At 66.5% G+C, this 12,700-nt stretch carries 12 protein-coding genes, 3 tRNA genes and 1 pseudogene; all 16 read left to right on the forward strand.

What is annotated here, in order from left to right:
• Positions 1-131 precede the first annotated feature (131 nt).
• Positions 132-449: pseudogene (locus SL003B_RS10460) on the forward strand (HU family DNA-binding protein); the annotation flags it as partial.
• Positions 450-631: 182 nt separating this feature from the next.
• A tRNA-Val gene (locus SL003B_RS10465) sits at positions 632-707 on the forward strand.
• 279 nt (positions 708-986) lie between these two features.
• A tRNA-Asp gene (locus SL003B_RS10470) sits at positions 987-1,063 on the forward strand.
• A 41-nt stretch (positions 1,064-1,104) separates the two neighbouring features.
• Positions 1,105-1,181 (forward strand) — tRNA-Asp (locus tag SL003B_RS10475).
• 406 nt (positions 1,182-1,587) lie between these two features.
• Positions 1,588-1,953: an NADH-quinone oxidoreductase subunit A gene (locus tag SL003B_RS10480; protein WP_013652810.1), complete on the forward strand. Its 366-nt coding sequence runs from the start codon at positions 1,588-1,590 to the stop codon at positions 1,951-1,953.
• Entirely contained in the window at positions 1,944-2,525 is a 582-nt protein-coding gene (locus SL003B_RS10485; RefSeq protein WP_013652811.1) for a NuoB/complex I 20 kDa subunit family protein, read from the forward strand. Before SL003B_RS10480 ends, SL003B_RS10485 begins: the two co-directional genes overlap by 10 nt.
• 85 nt (positions 2,526-2,610) lie before the next feature.
• Positions 2,611-3,216, forward strand: a complete 606-nt coding sequence (locus SL003B_RS10490) for an NADH-quinone oxidoreductase subunit C (protein ID WP_013652812.1) — start codon at positions 2,611-2,613, stop codon at positions 3,214-3,216.
• Positions 3,217-3,226: 10 nt separating this feature from the next.
• Positions 3,227-4,411, forward strand: coding sequence for an NADH-quinone oxidoreductase subunit D (locus SL003B_RS10495; protein WP_013652813.1), 1,185 nt, complete (start codon positions 3,227-3,229; stop codon positions 4,409-4,411).
• Between the two features lie 3 nt (positions 4,412-4,414).
• Positions 4,415-5,404 (forward strand): FkbM family methyltransferase, encoded by a 990-nt coding sequence (locus SL003B_RS10500; RefSeq protein ID WP_041375490.1) that lies wholly within the window; start codon positions 4,415-4,417, stop codon positions 5,402-5,404.
• Between the two features lie 21 nt (positions 5,405-5,425).
• Positions 5,426-6,562 carry an NADH-quinone oxidoreductase subunit NuoE gene (nuoE, locus tag SL003B_RS22295; RefSeq protein ID WP_013652815.1) on the forward strand — a complete coding sequence of 379 codons (1,137 nt, stop codon included), beginning with the start codon at positions 5,426-5,428 and terminating at the stop codon, positions 6,560-6,562.
• A gap of 113 nt (positions 6,563-6,675) precedes the next feature.
• On the forward strand, positions 6,676-7,977 hold the full coding sequence (gene nuoF, locus SL003B_RS10510) for an NADH-quinone oxidoreductase subunit NuoF (protein ID WP_013652816.1): 1,302 nt from the start codon (positions 6,676-6,678) through the stop codon (positions 7,975-7,977).
• Between the two features lie 28 nt (positions 7,978-8,005).
• Entirely contained in the window at positions 8,006-10,069 is a 2,064-nt protein-coding gene (gene nuoG, locus SL003B_RS10515; RefSeq protein ID WP_013652817.1) for an NADH-quinone oxidoreductase subunit NuoG, read from the forward strand.
• Between the two features lie 13 nt (positions 10,070-10,082).
• Entirely contained in the window at positions 10,083-11,132 is a 1,050-nt protein-coding gene (nuoH, locus tag SL003B_RS10520) for an NADH-quinone oxidoreductase subunit NuoH (protein ID WP_013652818.1), read from the forward strand.
• A 4-nt stretch (positions 11,133-11,136) separates the two neighbouring features.
• Positions 11,137-11,367 carry a hypothetical protein gene (locus tag SL003B_RS10525; RefSeq protein ID WP_013652819.1) on the forward strand — a complete coding sequence of 77 codons (231 nt, stop codon included), beginning with the start codon at positions 11,137-11,139 and terminating at the stop codon, positions 11,365-11,367.
• Positions 11,368-11,394: 27 nt separating this feature from the next.
• A complete protein-coding gene (gene nuoI / locus SL003B_RS10530) occupies positions 11,395-11,883 on the forward strand; it encodes an NADH-quinone oxidoreductase subunit NuoI (RefSeq protein ID WP_013652820.1) in 489 nt (162 codons plus the stop codon).
• 122 nt (positions 11,884-12,005) lie between these two features.
• Entirely contained in the window at positions 12,006-12,620 is a 615-nt protein-coding gene (locus SL003B_RS10535; RefSeq protein WP_013652821.1) for an NADH-quinone oxidoreductase subunit J, read from the forward strand.
• Positions 12,621-12,700 lie beyond the last annotated feature (80 nt).

The raw sequence follows: 12,700 nt of genomic DNA on the forward strand, positions 1-12,700 counted from the left end.
CCCCGAAACCAGGAAAGCCCCGGCATGGCCGGGGCTTTTCTTTTGATAATTGGGCGAAAATGGCGGTTTTCTGCGAAAAAATGGCTTGCGTTGCGGCTTGTTTCGCATGACTTTCCGCCAACGGCGCTGGCGAGAATCGCCGGCTTTCCGCCGTTTTCAAGAAAGGGACTGCTATGAACAAAAACGATCTGATCGCAGCCGTTGCTGAGAAGACCGGGCTGACGAAGGCACAGGCCGGGGAAGCCGTCGACGCGACCTTCGACGCCGTCACCGCAACCCTGAAGGCCGGCGATGAAGTCCGCATTATCGGCTTTGGCAATTTTTCCGTTTCCGAGCGCGCCGCGACCGAGGGTCGCAACCCGCGCACCGGCGAGACGATCAAGATCCCGGCGTCCAAGACGCCGAAGTTCAAGGCCGGCAAGGGCCTCAAGGACGCCGTCAACGGTTGATCCGGTTTCCGGCGCCGCTGTCGGCGCTATCCCCGCGTGCCGTCCGGCGCGCGGGGTTTTTCATGGCGGCAAAGCCGCGCGGAAGGGCCATTCCGGTGTCCGGGCGGGCGCAAGGGCGGGAAAGCCTATCCCCCTTGCCAAGCGCCGCGCAAGCGCCTAGAAAACGGCTTCCCTCACGGTCAGGGCGGTTAGCTCAGTTGGTAGAGCGCCTCGTTTACACCGAGGATGTCGGGAGTTCGAGTCTCTCACCGCCCACCAGTGCCGTGTCTGCGGATCGCTCCGAAGCGCACTGTCATCCGTGTCCTGAAACCCTCCGCAAACCGTCCGGAAACCGTCCGGCCCCCTGCGACCCTCCGCCGCCGCGCGGCGGCGGCTGCGTTATCCACAGATGCGGCAGGACGGGTCGGCACTGGGCATGGCGGCTTTCGCGGCCTTTCGCAAAAACGTCATGCGGGTCCGGATGCGGTGCTTGACTTCCACGGCGTGCCGCCGTACATCACGCCCACTTCGGGTCGGCTCCGCGCCGGCAAGATCGAAGCGGGTGTAGCTCAGTTGGTTAGAGTGCCGGCCTGTCACGCCGGAGGTCGCGGGTTCGAGCCCCGTCACTCGCGCCATCTTTCCTTGCGAGGGAGGATGGCGATTGTCCGTGAAGTGTGCGGGTGTAGCTCAGTTGGTTAGAGTGCCGGCCTGTCACGCCGGAGGTCGCGGGTTCGAGCCCCGTCACTCGCGCCACTCACGGTTAAAGACATTCTCCCTATCGCCATCGACAGATCGCTGCACGGTGTCCGTGCCGTGAGTCTGCCTACCGCGCCCGCGGCGGAGCATGAGTCGGCCTGGGCCGGCCTGGCGGTCGGGGACCTGCGACGGCGAAAAAACCCGAAGGCGGAAAAACGTCGAAAATGCGTCGGCTTTGGCGCTTTCGCGCTGTGCGTCGCGAAAGCCGTGACGAATGGCCTACGGTTTTGGCCGGTCACGGGTCTTGCGTTGCCCATGGACGTGGGCTAAGCGTGCGCTCGCATGTTGGTGAAACCGGGGCCGAAGAAGGGCCGCTTGAGTCGCCTGCACAACAGTGCGACAAAGCCCTGATCGGCCGGATCTCCTCCCGATCCGTCCGGCCAAATGCAAGGACGCGTAAGACATGGAAGATCTCCTGCGGGACTACCTCCCGATCGCCGTCTTTATCGGCATTTCGCTGGTCATCGGACTGGCGCTCCTGGTGTCGCCGTTTCTGCTGGCCTATTCCAAGCCCGATCCGGAAAAGCTGTCCGCCTACGAGTGCGGCTTCAACGCCTTCGACGATGCGCGCATGAAGTTCGACGTGCGGTTCTACCTGGTGTCGATCCTGTTCATCATCTTCGACCTCGAAGTCGCCTTCCTGTTCCCCTGGGCAGTGGTGTTCGGCGACCTCGGCTGGTTCGGCTTCTGGTCCATGATGGTCTTCCTCGGCGTCCTGACCGTCGGATTCATCTACGAATGGAAGAAGGGGGCGCTGGAATGGGATTGACCACGACAAAGGGCCCGCTCGTCGCGCCGGCCCCCAGGGGCATCATCGACCCGAACACCGGCAAGCCGGTCGGCGCCAACGACCCGTTCTTCATGGGCATGAACGACGAACTGGCCGACAAGGGCTTCCTCGTCACCACCACCGACAACCTGATCCAGTGGGCCCGCACCGGCTCGCTGATGTGGATGACGTTCGGCCTGGCCTGCTGCGCGGTGGAAATGATGCAGATGTCGATGCCGCGCTACGACGCGGAACGCTTCGGCTTCGCCCCGCGTGCCAGCCCACGCCAGTCCGACGTGATGATCGTGGCGGGCACGCTGACCAACAAGATGGCGCCGGCGCTGCGCAAGGTCTACGACCAGATGCCGGAACCGCGCTACGTCATCTCGATGGGCTCGTGCGCCAACGGCGGCGGCTACTACCACTATTCCTATTCGGTCGTGCGTGGCTGCGACCGTGTCGTGCCGGTCGACATCTACGTGCCCGGCTGCCCGCCGACAGCGGAGGCGCTGCTGTACGGCGTGCTGATGCTGCAGAAGAAAATCCGCCGCACGGGCACGATCGAACGCTGAGCGGCAGGCGCCCGGGGGCGCCGATCACACCAGCGGGGCGGCCGTCCCGCGCGCATGGTCCGAAAGGGTCGACGAGGTCAAAGACATGGACGAGACGCTCAGGGAACTCGGCGAGCACATCGAACTCGCGCTCAAAGACTCTCTCCTGTCCTGGAAGGTCGCTTACGGCGAACTGACTCTAACGGTCAGCGCTCCGGCGATTCTCGACGTGGTGCGTTTCCTGCGCGACGATGCGAGCTGCAAGTTCGTCAACCTGACCGACATCTGCGGCGTCGACTATCCCGCGCGCGATCGGCGCTTCGACGTCGTCTACCACTTCCTGTCGCCGGTGCAGAACCAGCGCATCCGGGTCAAGCTTTCGACCGACGAGGACACGCCTGTGCCCTCGCTGACGCCCCTGTTCCCCGGCGCGGAGTGGTTCGAGCGCGAGGCCTACGACATGTACGGCATCCTGTTCTCGGGCCATCCGGACCTTCGGCGGATCCTGACCGACTACGGCTTCGACGGCCATCCGCTGCGCAAGGACTTCCCGGTCACGGGCTTCGTCGAGGTGCGCTACGACGACGACAAGAAGCGCGTCGTCTACGAACCGGTGCGCCTGACGCAGGAATTCCGCAACTTCGACTTCCTCTCGCCTTGGGAAGGCACGGACTACGTGCTGCCGGGCGACGAAAAAGCAACGACGAATTAAGGCGGGTCTGATGGCCGAGGCTCAGGTTCGAAACTTCAACATCAACTTCGGTCCGCAGCATCCGGCGGCGCATGGCGTGTTGCGCCTCGTGCTGGAGCTGGACGGCGAGGTGGTCACCCGCGTCGATCCGCACATCGGTCTCCTGCATCGCGGCACGGAGAAGCTGATCGAACAGAAGACCTACCTGCAGGCGGTGCCGTATTTCGACCGGCTCGACTACGTCGCGCCGATGAACCAGGAACATGCCTTCGCGCTTGCCGTCGAACGCCTGCTCGGCGTCACGGTGCCAAAGCGCGGCCAGCTCATCCGCGTGCTCTATTCCGAGATCGGCCGGCTGCTGTCGCACCTGCTCAACGTCACCACACAGGCGATGGACGTCGGCGCGCTGACGCCGCCGCTGTGGGGCTTCGAGCCGCGCGAAGAGCTTATGGTGTTCTACGAGCGCGCCTGCGGCGCCCGCATGCATGCCGCCTACGTCCGTCCAGGTGGCGTGCACCAGGACCTGCCGCGGCAGCTGCTCGACGACATCTGGGACTTCTGCGATCCGTTCCTGCAGACGCTGGACGACATCGAGGGCCTGCTCACCGACAACCGCATCTTCAAGCAGCGCAACGTCGACATCGGCGTGGTCAAGCTGGAAGAGGCCTGGGCCTGGGGGTTCTCGGGCGTCATGGTGCGCGGCTCGGGAGCGCCGTGGGACCTGCGCAAGGCGCAGCCCTACGAGTGCTACGCGGAGCTCGACTTCGACATTCCGATCGGCAAGAACGGCGACTGCTACGACCGCTACCTGATCCGCATGGAAGAGATGCGCCAGTCGGTACGGATCATGAAGCAGTGCCTGGAAAAGCTGACCGTCGAGACCGGCCCGGTGTCGACGACGGACGGCAAGATCGTGCCGCCCAAGCGCGGCGAGATGAAGCGCTCGATGGAAGCGCTGATCCACCACTTCAAGCTCTACACCGAGGGCTATCACGTCCCGGCCGGCGAGGTCTATGCCGCCGTCGAGGCGCCCAAGGGCGAGTTCGGCGTCTACCTGGTCGCCGACGGCACCAACAAGCCGTACCGCTGCAAGATCAAGGCGCCGGGCTATTCGCACCTGCAGGCAATGGACTTCCTGTGCCGCGGCCACATGCTGGCTGACGTCTCGGCCATCCTCGGATCGCTCGACATCGTGTTCGGAGAGGTGGACCGCTAGGCGATGACCGGGGTGGACGCGACCATTCATGTCGACAAGGCGAGCGGCGCGATCCGCAACGCCTCGATGCGCGAGCGCACCGGCCTGACGGCCATGCGCCTTGCCGCCGTCGGCCTGCGTCCGCTCGACGACTTCGGCTTCTCGATCGCCTCGAAGCTGGTGCGCTCGGTCCTGCCGAGCCGGCGCATGGTGACCGTGGACTTCGCCGACGACGCGCGCTTCTCCTTCCCCTACGGCGACGGCTACTGGAGCCTGCTGCTCGACCCGCGCGACGTCTACGAGGAGGAGGTCGAGGCGATCCTGAGAGCAATCAGGGACGTCGACTATGCCTTCGTCGATTGCGGCGCCAACTTCGGCTATTGGTCGGTGCTGGTGACGAGCGCCGGCTTCGGCCGCCACAAGGCGGTGGCGATCGAGCTCGACCCTGAGAGCTTCGCCATCCTGGAGCGCAACGCGGCCGCCAACGGCAACCGCTTCACCTGCCTGCACCGGGCGATCTCCGACAGCGACGACGACGTGCTGAAGTTCTACGGCGCCAAGCACGAGGCGCGCAGCGTCGTGCCCGACGCGACGGGCGGCGTGCGCGGCGAGGTGCTGTCGATCACGCTCGACCGACTGGTCGAGGACGGCCACGTGCCGGACGAGGGGCCGGTGGTGCTCAAGCTCGACGTCGAGGGCGTCGAGGTGCAGGCGCTCAAGGGTGGGACGGCGCTGCTGATGCGCGACGTGCTGATCGTCTACGAGGAGCACGGCTCCGACAGGGCGCATTCGGTGTCGCGCTACCTGCGCGACGACTGCGGCATGCGCCTGTTCGGCCATGTCGACAAGACGTTTTTCGAACTCGGGTCGGTCGACCAACTGACCCGCCTCAAGACCAACCCGCGGAGGGGCTACGACTTCTTCGCGACCCGCAGCCCGTTCTGGCTCGACCGTCTCTGCGCGCTATCTACGGCGCAGGGCGGCGGCGTCCGGAACCCGGCGGCGGCGGCCTAGGCACGGAACGAGGACAAGACCATGGCGGTTCGCAGACTTGCCGCTGAACAACCGGACCACTTCGCCTTCACGGCGGACAATCTCGCCTGGGCGAAGAAGGTGATCGACCGCTATCCGGCCGGCCGTCAGGCGTCCGCGGTGATCCCGCTGCTGTGGCGCGCGCAGGAGCAGAACGACGGCTGGGTTTGCGAGCCGGCGATCCGTTACATCGCGGACATGCTCGGCATGCCGCATATTCGCGTGCTGGAGGTGGCGACCTTCTACACCATGTTCCAGCTGCAGCCGGTCGGAAAGAAGGCGCACATCCAGGTGTGCGGCACGACGCCGTGCCAGCTGCGCGGCGCGGAAGACCTGATCCGGGTGTGCAAGTCGAAGATCGCCGCCCATGCCCACGACCTGTCGGCCGACGGCGACTTCTCCTGGGAAGAGGTCGAGTGCCTGGGCGCCTGCGTCAACGCGCCGATGGTCCAGATCTTCAAGGACACCTACGAGGACCTGACCCCTGAAAGCCTGGAAAAGTTGATCGAGGACATCGCCGCGGGCCGAGAGGTGACGCCAGGACCGCAGAACGGCCGGCGTTTCTCCATGCCCGAGGGCGGGGCGACCAGCCTGACCGAGATCGAGGACGACACCGCCGGCGCGCTGCCGATGGCCCATTTGGTCGACGGCGCGGAAAAGGCCTCGCATGCCTTCGCCGGCGCCTCGATCAATGGCGGCGGCCAGGACTACGACGGCGTGCCGGTGCCGGCCGAGGCGGCGGTGGCGCGGGTGAAGGACGAGGTCGTGGCGCGCAAGGCGGCCGAGGCGGCCAAGGCCAGCGACCGCGCCGGTGGCCACGCCGACCGCGCCCGCCGCGCCGGCCAAACCCGCGGAGAAGGCGGAGACCCCCGGACCGGCGAAGCCCGCGGTCGAACTGCCGGCGCTGGAAAAGCCGGCCGAGCTGCCGCTGCTCGACCACGAGAAGGAACCGGAACTGCTGAGCGCACCGCGTGCGGGCAGCGCCGACGACCTGAAACGGATCAGGGGCATCGGCCCGAAGATCGAGGGCATCCTGCACGAGCTGGGCGTCTACCACTACGACCAGATCGCGGGATGGACCGAGGCGAACAAGGCCTGGGTCGAGACCAGGCTGAAGTTCAAGGGCCGGATCGAGCGTGAGGACTGGATCGCGCAGGCCAAACTGCTCGCCGGCGGCGGCGAGACCGAGTTCTCCAGGCGCGTCGACCACGGCGACGTGCCGACCAGCAAGACCGAAGGGTGAGGCGAACGGGATGCTGAAGGATCAGGATCGGATCTTCACCAATATCTACGGCCTGCACGACTGGGGCCTGGAGGGCGCACGCAAGCGCGGCCACTGGGACAACACCAAGGCGCTGATCGACAAGGGCCGCGACTGGATCGTCGAGGAGATGAAGTCGTCGGGCCTGCGCGGCCGCGGCGGCGCGGGCTTCCCGACCGGCCTGAAGTGGTCGTTCATGCCCAAGGCGAGCGACGGCCGGCCGGCCTATCTGGTCGTCAACGCCGACGAATCGGAGCCTGGTACCTGCAAGGACCGCGAGATCCTGCGCCATGACCCGCACACGCTGGTCGAGGGCTGCCTGGTCGCCGGCTTCGCCATGGGCGCGATCGCGGCCTACATCTACGTGCGCGGCGAGTTCATCCGCGAGCGCGAGCGCCTGCAGGCGGCGATCGACCAAGCCTACGACGCCGGGCTGATCGGCAGGAACAACAAGAACGGCTACGACTTCGACATCTACGTCCACCACGGCGCCGGCGCCTATATCTGCGGCGAGGAGACGGCGCTGCTGGAAAGCCTGGAGGGCAAGAAGGGCCAGCCGCGGCTGAAGCCGCCATTCCCGGCCAACGTCGGCCTGTACGGCTGTCCGACGACGGTCAACAACGTCGAGTCGATCGCTGTGGCGCCGACCATCCTGCGCCGGGGCGGAGCGTGGTTCGCCGGCCTCGGCAAGCCGAACAACACCGGCACCAAGCTGTTCTGCATCTCCGGTCACGTCAACAGGCCGTGCACGGTCGAGGAGGAGCTGGGCATCCCGTTCCGCGAGCTGATCGACCGGCACTGCGGCGGCATCCGCGGCGGCTGGGACAACCTGCTCGCCGTGATCCCCGGCGGTTCGTCGGTGCCGTGCCTGACGGCCGACCAGGTCAAGGACGTGCCGATGGACTTCGACACGCTGCGCGGCCTCGGCTCGGGCCTCGGCACGGCGGCGGTGATCGTCATGGACAAGTCGACCGACATCATCAAGGCGATCGCCCGGCTGAGCTACTTCTACAAGCACGAGAGTTGCGGCCAGTGCACGCCGTGCCGCGAGGGCACAGGGTGGATGTGGCGGGTCATGGATCGCATGGTCCAGGGCAACGCGTCCAAGGAAGAAATCGACATGCTGTTCACCGTCACCAAGCAGGTCGAGGGGCACACGATCTGCGCGCTCGGCGACGCGGCGGCCTGGCCGATCCAGGGCCTGATCAAGAACTTCCGGCACGTAATCGAAGAACGCATCGACGACTATGTCGCCAAGACCAGGGCGCCCAGGGCGCTGGCCGCGGCGGAATGACCGGGAACGGAATCGGAGAGCTCAAGCGATGACAAAGCTGATCATCGACGGCACTGAGGTAGACGTCCCGGCGGACTTCACCCTGCTGCAGGCGTGCGAGGAGGCGGGCGCGGAAGTGCCGCGCTTCTGCTACCACGACCGCCTGTCGATCGCCGGCAACTGCCGCATGTGCCTGGTCGAGGTGAAGGGCGGGCCGCCCAAGCCGACCGCCTCCTGCGCCATGTCGGTCAAGGACCTCAGGCCCGGCCCCAACGGCGAGCCGCCGGTGGTGCTGACCAAGAGCCCGATGGTCAAGAAGGCACGCGAAGGTGTGATGGAGTTCCTGCTCATCAACCACCCGCTCGACTGCCCGATCTGCGACCAGGGCGGCGAATGCGACCTGCAGGACCAGGCGATGGCCTATGGCGTCGACGGCTCGCGCTTCCACGAGAACAAGCGCGCCGTCGAGAACAAGGACATCGGCCCGCTGATCAAGACGATCATGACGCGCTGCATCCACTGCACGCGCTGCGTCCGCTTCACCACCGAGGTGTGCGGCGTCGCCGACATGGGCCTGATCGGCCGCGGCGAGGACGCCGAGATCACCACCTATCTGGAAGCGGCGCTGTCGTCCGAGATGCAGGGCAATGTCGCCGACCTGTGTCCGGTCGGCGCTCTGACCCACAAGCCCTACGAGTTCAAGGCGCGTCCCTGGGAACTGGTCAAGACCGAGAGCGTCGACGTCATGGACGCGCTCGGCTCGGCGATCCGCGTCGACACCCGCGGCCGCGAGGTGATGCGCATCATGCCGCGTCTCAACGAGGCGGTGAACGAGGAGTGGATCTCCGACAAGAGCCGCTACATCTGGGACGGGCTGAAGACCCAGCGACTCGACCGGCCCTATGCCCGCAAGGGCGGCAAGCTGCAGCCGGTGTCCTGGTCCGAGGCCTTTGCCATCATCGCCGACAAGGTCCGGGCGAGCCGGCCGGAGCGCATCGGCGCGCTGGCCGGCCAGCTGTCGGGCGTCGAGGAGATGTTCGCGCTGAAGGGCCTGATGGATGGCCTCGGCGTGAAGAACCTCGACAGCCGCTATCCCGGCTCGCCGCTCGATCCCAGGAACGGCCGCGCCAGCTACCTGTTCAACTCGACCGTCGCCGGCATCGACGAGGCGGACGCGATCCTGCTGATCGGCACCAACCCGCGCAAGGAAGCACCGGTGCTCAACGCGCGCATCCGCAAGCGCCACCTGAAGGGCGGCGTGAGCGTCGGGCTGATCGGCGAGGCCGCCGACCTGACCTATCCGGCGACCTACCTGGGCGCCGGGCCGGACACGCTGCAGGGCCTTGCCGAGCATGCGCCGGCCAAGTCGGCGCGGCCGATGATGATCCTCGGCCAGGGCGCGCTGAACCGGCCGGACGGCGCCGCCGTGCTGGCGCTCGCCGCCAGGGCCGCCAAGGCGCTCGGCGTGATCAGGGACGGCTGGAACGGCTTCAACATCCTGCACACGGAAGCCGCGCAGGTTGGCGCGCTCGACATCGGCTTCGTGCCGGGCGAGGGCGGCCTTGCGACGGGCGAGATGCTCGCCCCCGGCGCCCTCGACGTGCTGTTCCTGCTCGGCGTCGACGAGGTCGACGTGCCGGAGGGCGCCTTCGTCGTCTACCAGGGCACCCACGGCGACCGCGGCGCGCATCGCGCCGACGTGATCCTGCCGGGCGCGGCCTACACCGAGAAGTCGGCGCTCTACGTCAACACGGAAGGCCGCGTGCAGATGGCCGACCGGGCGGGGTTCCCGCCGGGTGAGGCCCGCGAGGACTGGGCGATCCTGCGCGCGCTGTCTGGCGCGCTCGGCAAGACGCTGCCCTACGATTCGCTCGGCGATCTACGCGCCGCGCTGTTCGCCGACCATCCGCACATGGCGGCGATCGACGCGGTCGAGCCGGGCTCGATCGCGCAGGTCGAGGCGCTCGCCGGCCTCGGCGGCAAGACCGACAGCGCCGCCTTCCGCAGCGCGGTGACGGATTTCTACCTGACCAACCCGATCGCCAGGGCTTCGGCGGTGATGGCGGAATGCTCCGCTCTCGCCCATGCCCGGACGGCGGAAGCAGCCGAATAGGGGGCTCGGCATCATGTCGGATTTCATGACGACCTATGGCATCCCGGCGCTTTGGATGGTGTTCCAGAGCGTGCTGCTGCTCGTGGTGCTGCTGGTCATCGTCGCCTACATCCTCTACGCCGACCGCAAGATCTGGGCGGCGGTGCAGATCCGGCGCGGCCCGAACGTGGTCGGCCCCTGGGGCCTGTTCCAGTCCTTCGCGGACCTTCTCAAGTTCGTGCTGAAGGAACCGGTGATCCCGGCGGGCTCCAACAAGGGCCTGTTCCTGCTCGCGCCGCTGGTCTCGGTGCTGCTGGCGCTGTCGGCCTGGGCCGTGGTGCCGGTGGCCGACGGCTGGGTGATCGCCGACATCAACGTCGGCATCCTCTACATCTTCGCGATCTCCTCGCTCGGCGTCTACGGCATCATCATGGGCGGCTGGGCGTCGAACTCGAAATACCCGTTCCTGTCGGCGCTGCGCTCGGCGGCGCAGATGGTGTCCTACGAGGTGTCGATCGGCTTCGTCATCGTGACGGTGCTGCTGTGCGCCGGCTCGCTGAACCTGACGGAGATCGTCAACGCGCAGAAGACCGGCCTGGCCAGCTATCTCGGCGTGCCGTGGCTGGCGTTCCTGAACTGGTACTGGCTGCCGCTGCTGCCGATGTTCGTGGTGTTCTTCATCTCGGCGCTGGCCGAGACGAACCGGCCGCCGTTCGACCTCGCGGAAGCGGAATCGGAGCTGGTTGCGGGCTTCATGGTCGAGTACGGCTCGACCCCGTACATGATGTTCATGCTCGGCGAGTATGTCGCGATCGCGCTGATGTGTGCGCTGATGACCATCCTGTTCATGGGCGGCTGGCTGCCGCCGCTGGACTTCGCGCCGTTCACCTGGGTGCCGGGAATCGTCTGGTTCCTGGTCAAGGCGCTCGCGGTGTTCTTCATGTTCGCGATGGTCAAGGCGATGGTGCCGCGCTACCGCTACGACCAGTTGATGCGGCTGGGCTGGAAGGTGTTCCTGCCGCTGTCGCTGGCGATGGTGGTGATCGTGGCGGGCGTGCTGCAGCTGACCGGCTGGGCGCCGTAAGGCTGTGGACGTCTCGGTCGCGGGACTGATCGGGGCTGCCATCGGGCTGTACATCGGCTGGCTCGACTACGGCATCCTAAACGGGCTGCTGTCGGCCGCGGTGGAGAAGAACAAGCGCAAGGGCGGCGGCTTTGCCGTGCGGCACGAGCCCGTCCTGCGCAAACTGGTATTCATCCTCCCGATCGCCGGGTTTCCGGTGATCGGGTATCTGGCCGCAAAGCAGCTGGTGGGCTGAGCGGCGTGACAGGAAGGCAACAAGGCGATGGGACTCGATCAGGCCGCTAAATCGCTCTTCTTGAAGGAGTTCGTGTCCGCGTTCTTTCTCGCGATGCGCTATTTCTTCAAGCCTAAGCCGACGCTCAACTATCCCTTCGAGAAGGGACCGGTAAGCCCGCGCTTCCGCGGCGAGCACGCGCTGCGCCGCTATCCGAACGGCGAGGAGCGCTGCATCGCGTGCAAGCTGTGCGAGGCGATCTGCCCGGCGCAGGCGATCACCATCGAGGCGGGCCCGCGCCGCAACGACGGCACGCGGCGCACGACCCGCTACGACATCGATATGGTCAAGTGCATCTACTGCGGCTTCTGCCAGGAAGCCTGCCCGGTGGATGCGATCGTGGAAGGGCCGAACTTCGAGTTCGCCACGGAAACCCGCGAGGAGCTCTACTACTCCAAGGAGAAGCTGCTGGCGAACGGCGACCGCTGGGAACGCGAGATCGCGCGCAACATCGAGATGGACGCTCCCTACCGCTAGGGGGCAAGGGGACAATCGCGGCGCCGCCGCCCGCAAGGGGACGGCGCCCAAGAAGCCGGAAACGGCCGCACCGCCAAAGCACGGCAAGAGCCAGAGCAAGGCCAGAGACGGGCAGGTCTGACATGATCCTGAAAGCGCTTTTCTTCTATCTGTTCGCCGGGGTGACGGTGGCGTCGGCCTTCATGGTCATCGCCTCGCGTAACCCGGTTCACTCGGTGCTGTTTCTGATCCTCGCCTTCGTCAACTCCGCGGGCCTGTTCGTCCTGCTCGGCGCCGAGTATCTCGCCATGCTGCTGGTCGTGGTCTACGTCGGCGCGGTGGCGGTGCTGTTCCTGTTCGTGGTGATGATGCTCGACGTCGACTTCGTCGAGCTGCGCCAGGGCTTCCTGCAGTACCTGCCGGTCGGCGCGCTGGTCGGGGTGATCCTGATGGTCGAACTGCTTCTCGTCGTCGGCGCCTGGGCGATCGCGCCCGAGGTGATCGCCCACGGATCGCAGCCGATCCCGCCGCTGGACCAGATGTCCAACGTCGAGGCGATCGGCCAGGTGCTGTACACCAAATACGTCTTCTTCTTCCAGGTCGCGGGTCTCGTGCTGCTGGTCGCCATGGTCGGCGCCATCGTGCTGACCCTGCGCCACAAGGAAGGGGTCAAGCGCCAGGACATTCCGACCCAGGTCGCGCGCAACAAGAAGAGCGCGATCGAGATCCGCAAGGTGGAGTCGGGCAAGGGAATCTGACGCGCGCTGCGCGGTCTTTCGAAGCCGGCCGGCGGGGCCTGAACCCGCCAGGGCCGGATGGGGTCAAACGAGGGAGCACG

It is taken from the genome of Polymorphum gilvum SL003B-26A1, assembly GCF_000192745.1.
In the GTDB taxonomy this organism is placed as follows: domain Bacteria; phylum Pseudomonadota; class Alphaproteobacteria; order Rhizobiales; family Stappiaceae; genus Polymorphum; species Polymorphum gilvum.

What these genes read in the sequence shown, in the direction of transcription:
- SL003B_RS10480 (WP_013652810.1), top strand. Translation starts at nt 1,588, where the DNA reads ATGGAAGATCTCCTGCGGGACTACCTCCCGATCGCCGTCTTTATCGGC.
- SL003B_RS10500 (WP_041375490.1), top strand. Translation starts at nt 4,415, where the DNA reads ATGACCGGGGTGGACGCGACCATTCATGTCGACAAGGCGAGCGGCGCG.
- SL003B_RS10490 (WP_013652812.1), top strand. Translation starts at nt 2,611, where the DNA reads ATGGACGAGACGCTCAGGGAACTCGGCGAGCACATCGAACTCGCGCTC.
- nuoE (WP_013652815.1), top strand. Translation starts at nt 5,426, where the DNA reads ATGGCGGTTCGCAGACTTGCCGCTGAACAACCGGACCACTTCGCCTTC.
- nuoI (WP_013652820.1), top strand. Translation starts at nt 11,395, where the DNA reads ATGGGACTCGATCAGGCCGCTAAATCGCTCTTCTTGAAGGAGTTCGTG.
- SL003B_RS10535 (WP_013652821.1), top strand. Translation starts at nt 12,006, where the DNA reads ATGATCCTGAAAGCGCTTTTCTTCTATCTGTTCGCCGGGGTGACGGTG.
- nuoH (WP_013652818.1), top strand. Translation starts at nt 10,083, where the DNA reads ATGTCGGATTTCATGACGACCTATGGCATCCCGGCGCTTTGGATGGTG.
- SL003B_RS10495 (WP_013652813.1), top strand. Translation starts at nt 3,227, where the DNA reads ATGGCCGAGGCTCAGGTTCGAAACTTCAACATCAACTTCGGTCCGCAG.
- nuoG (WP_013652817.1), top strand. Translation starts at nt 8,006, where the DNA reads ATGACAAAGCTGATCATCGACGGCACTGAGGTAGACGTCCCGGCGGAC.
- SL003B_RS10485 (WP_013652811.1), top strand. Translation starts at nt 1,944, where the DNA reads ATGGGATTGACCACGACAAAGGGCCCGCTCGTCGCGCCGGCCCCCAGG.
- nuoF (WP_013652816.1), top strand. Translation starts at nt 6,676, where the DNA reads ATGCTGAAGGATCAGGATCGGATCTTCACCAATATCTACGGCCTGCAC.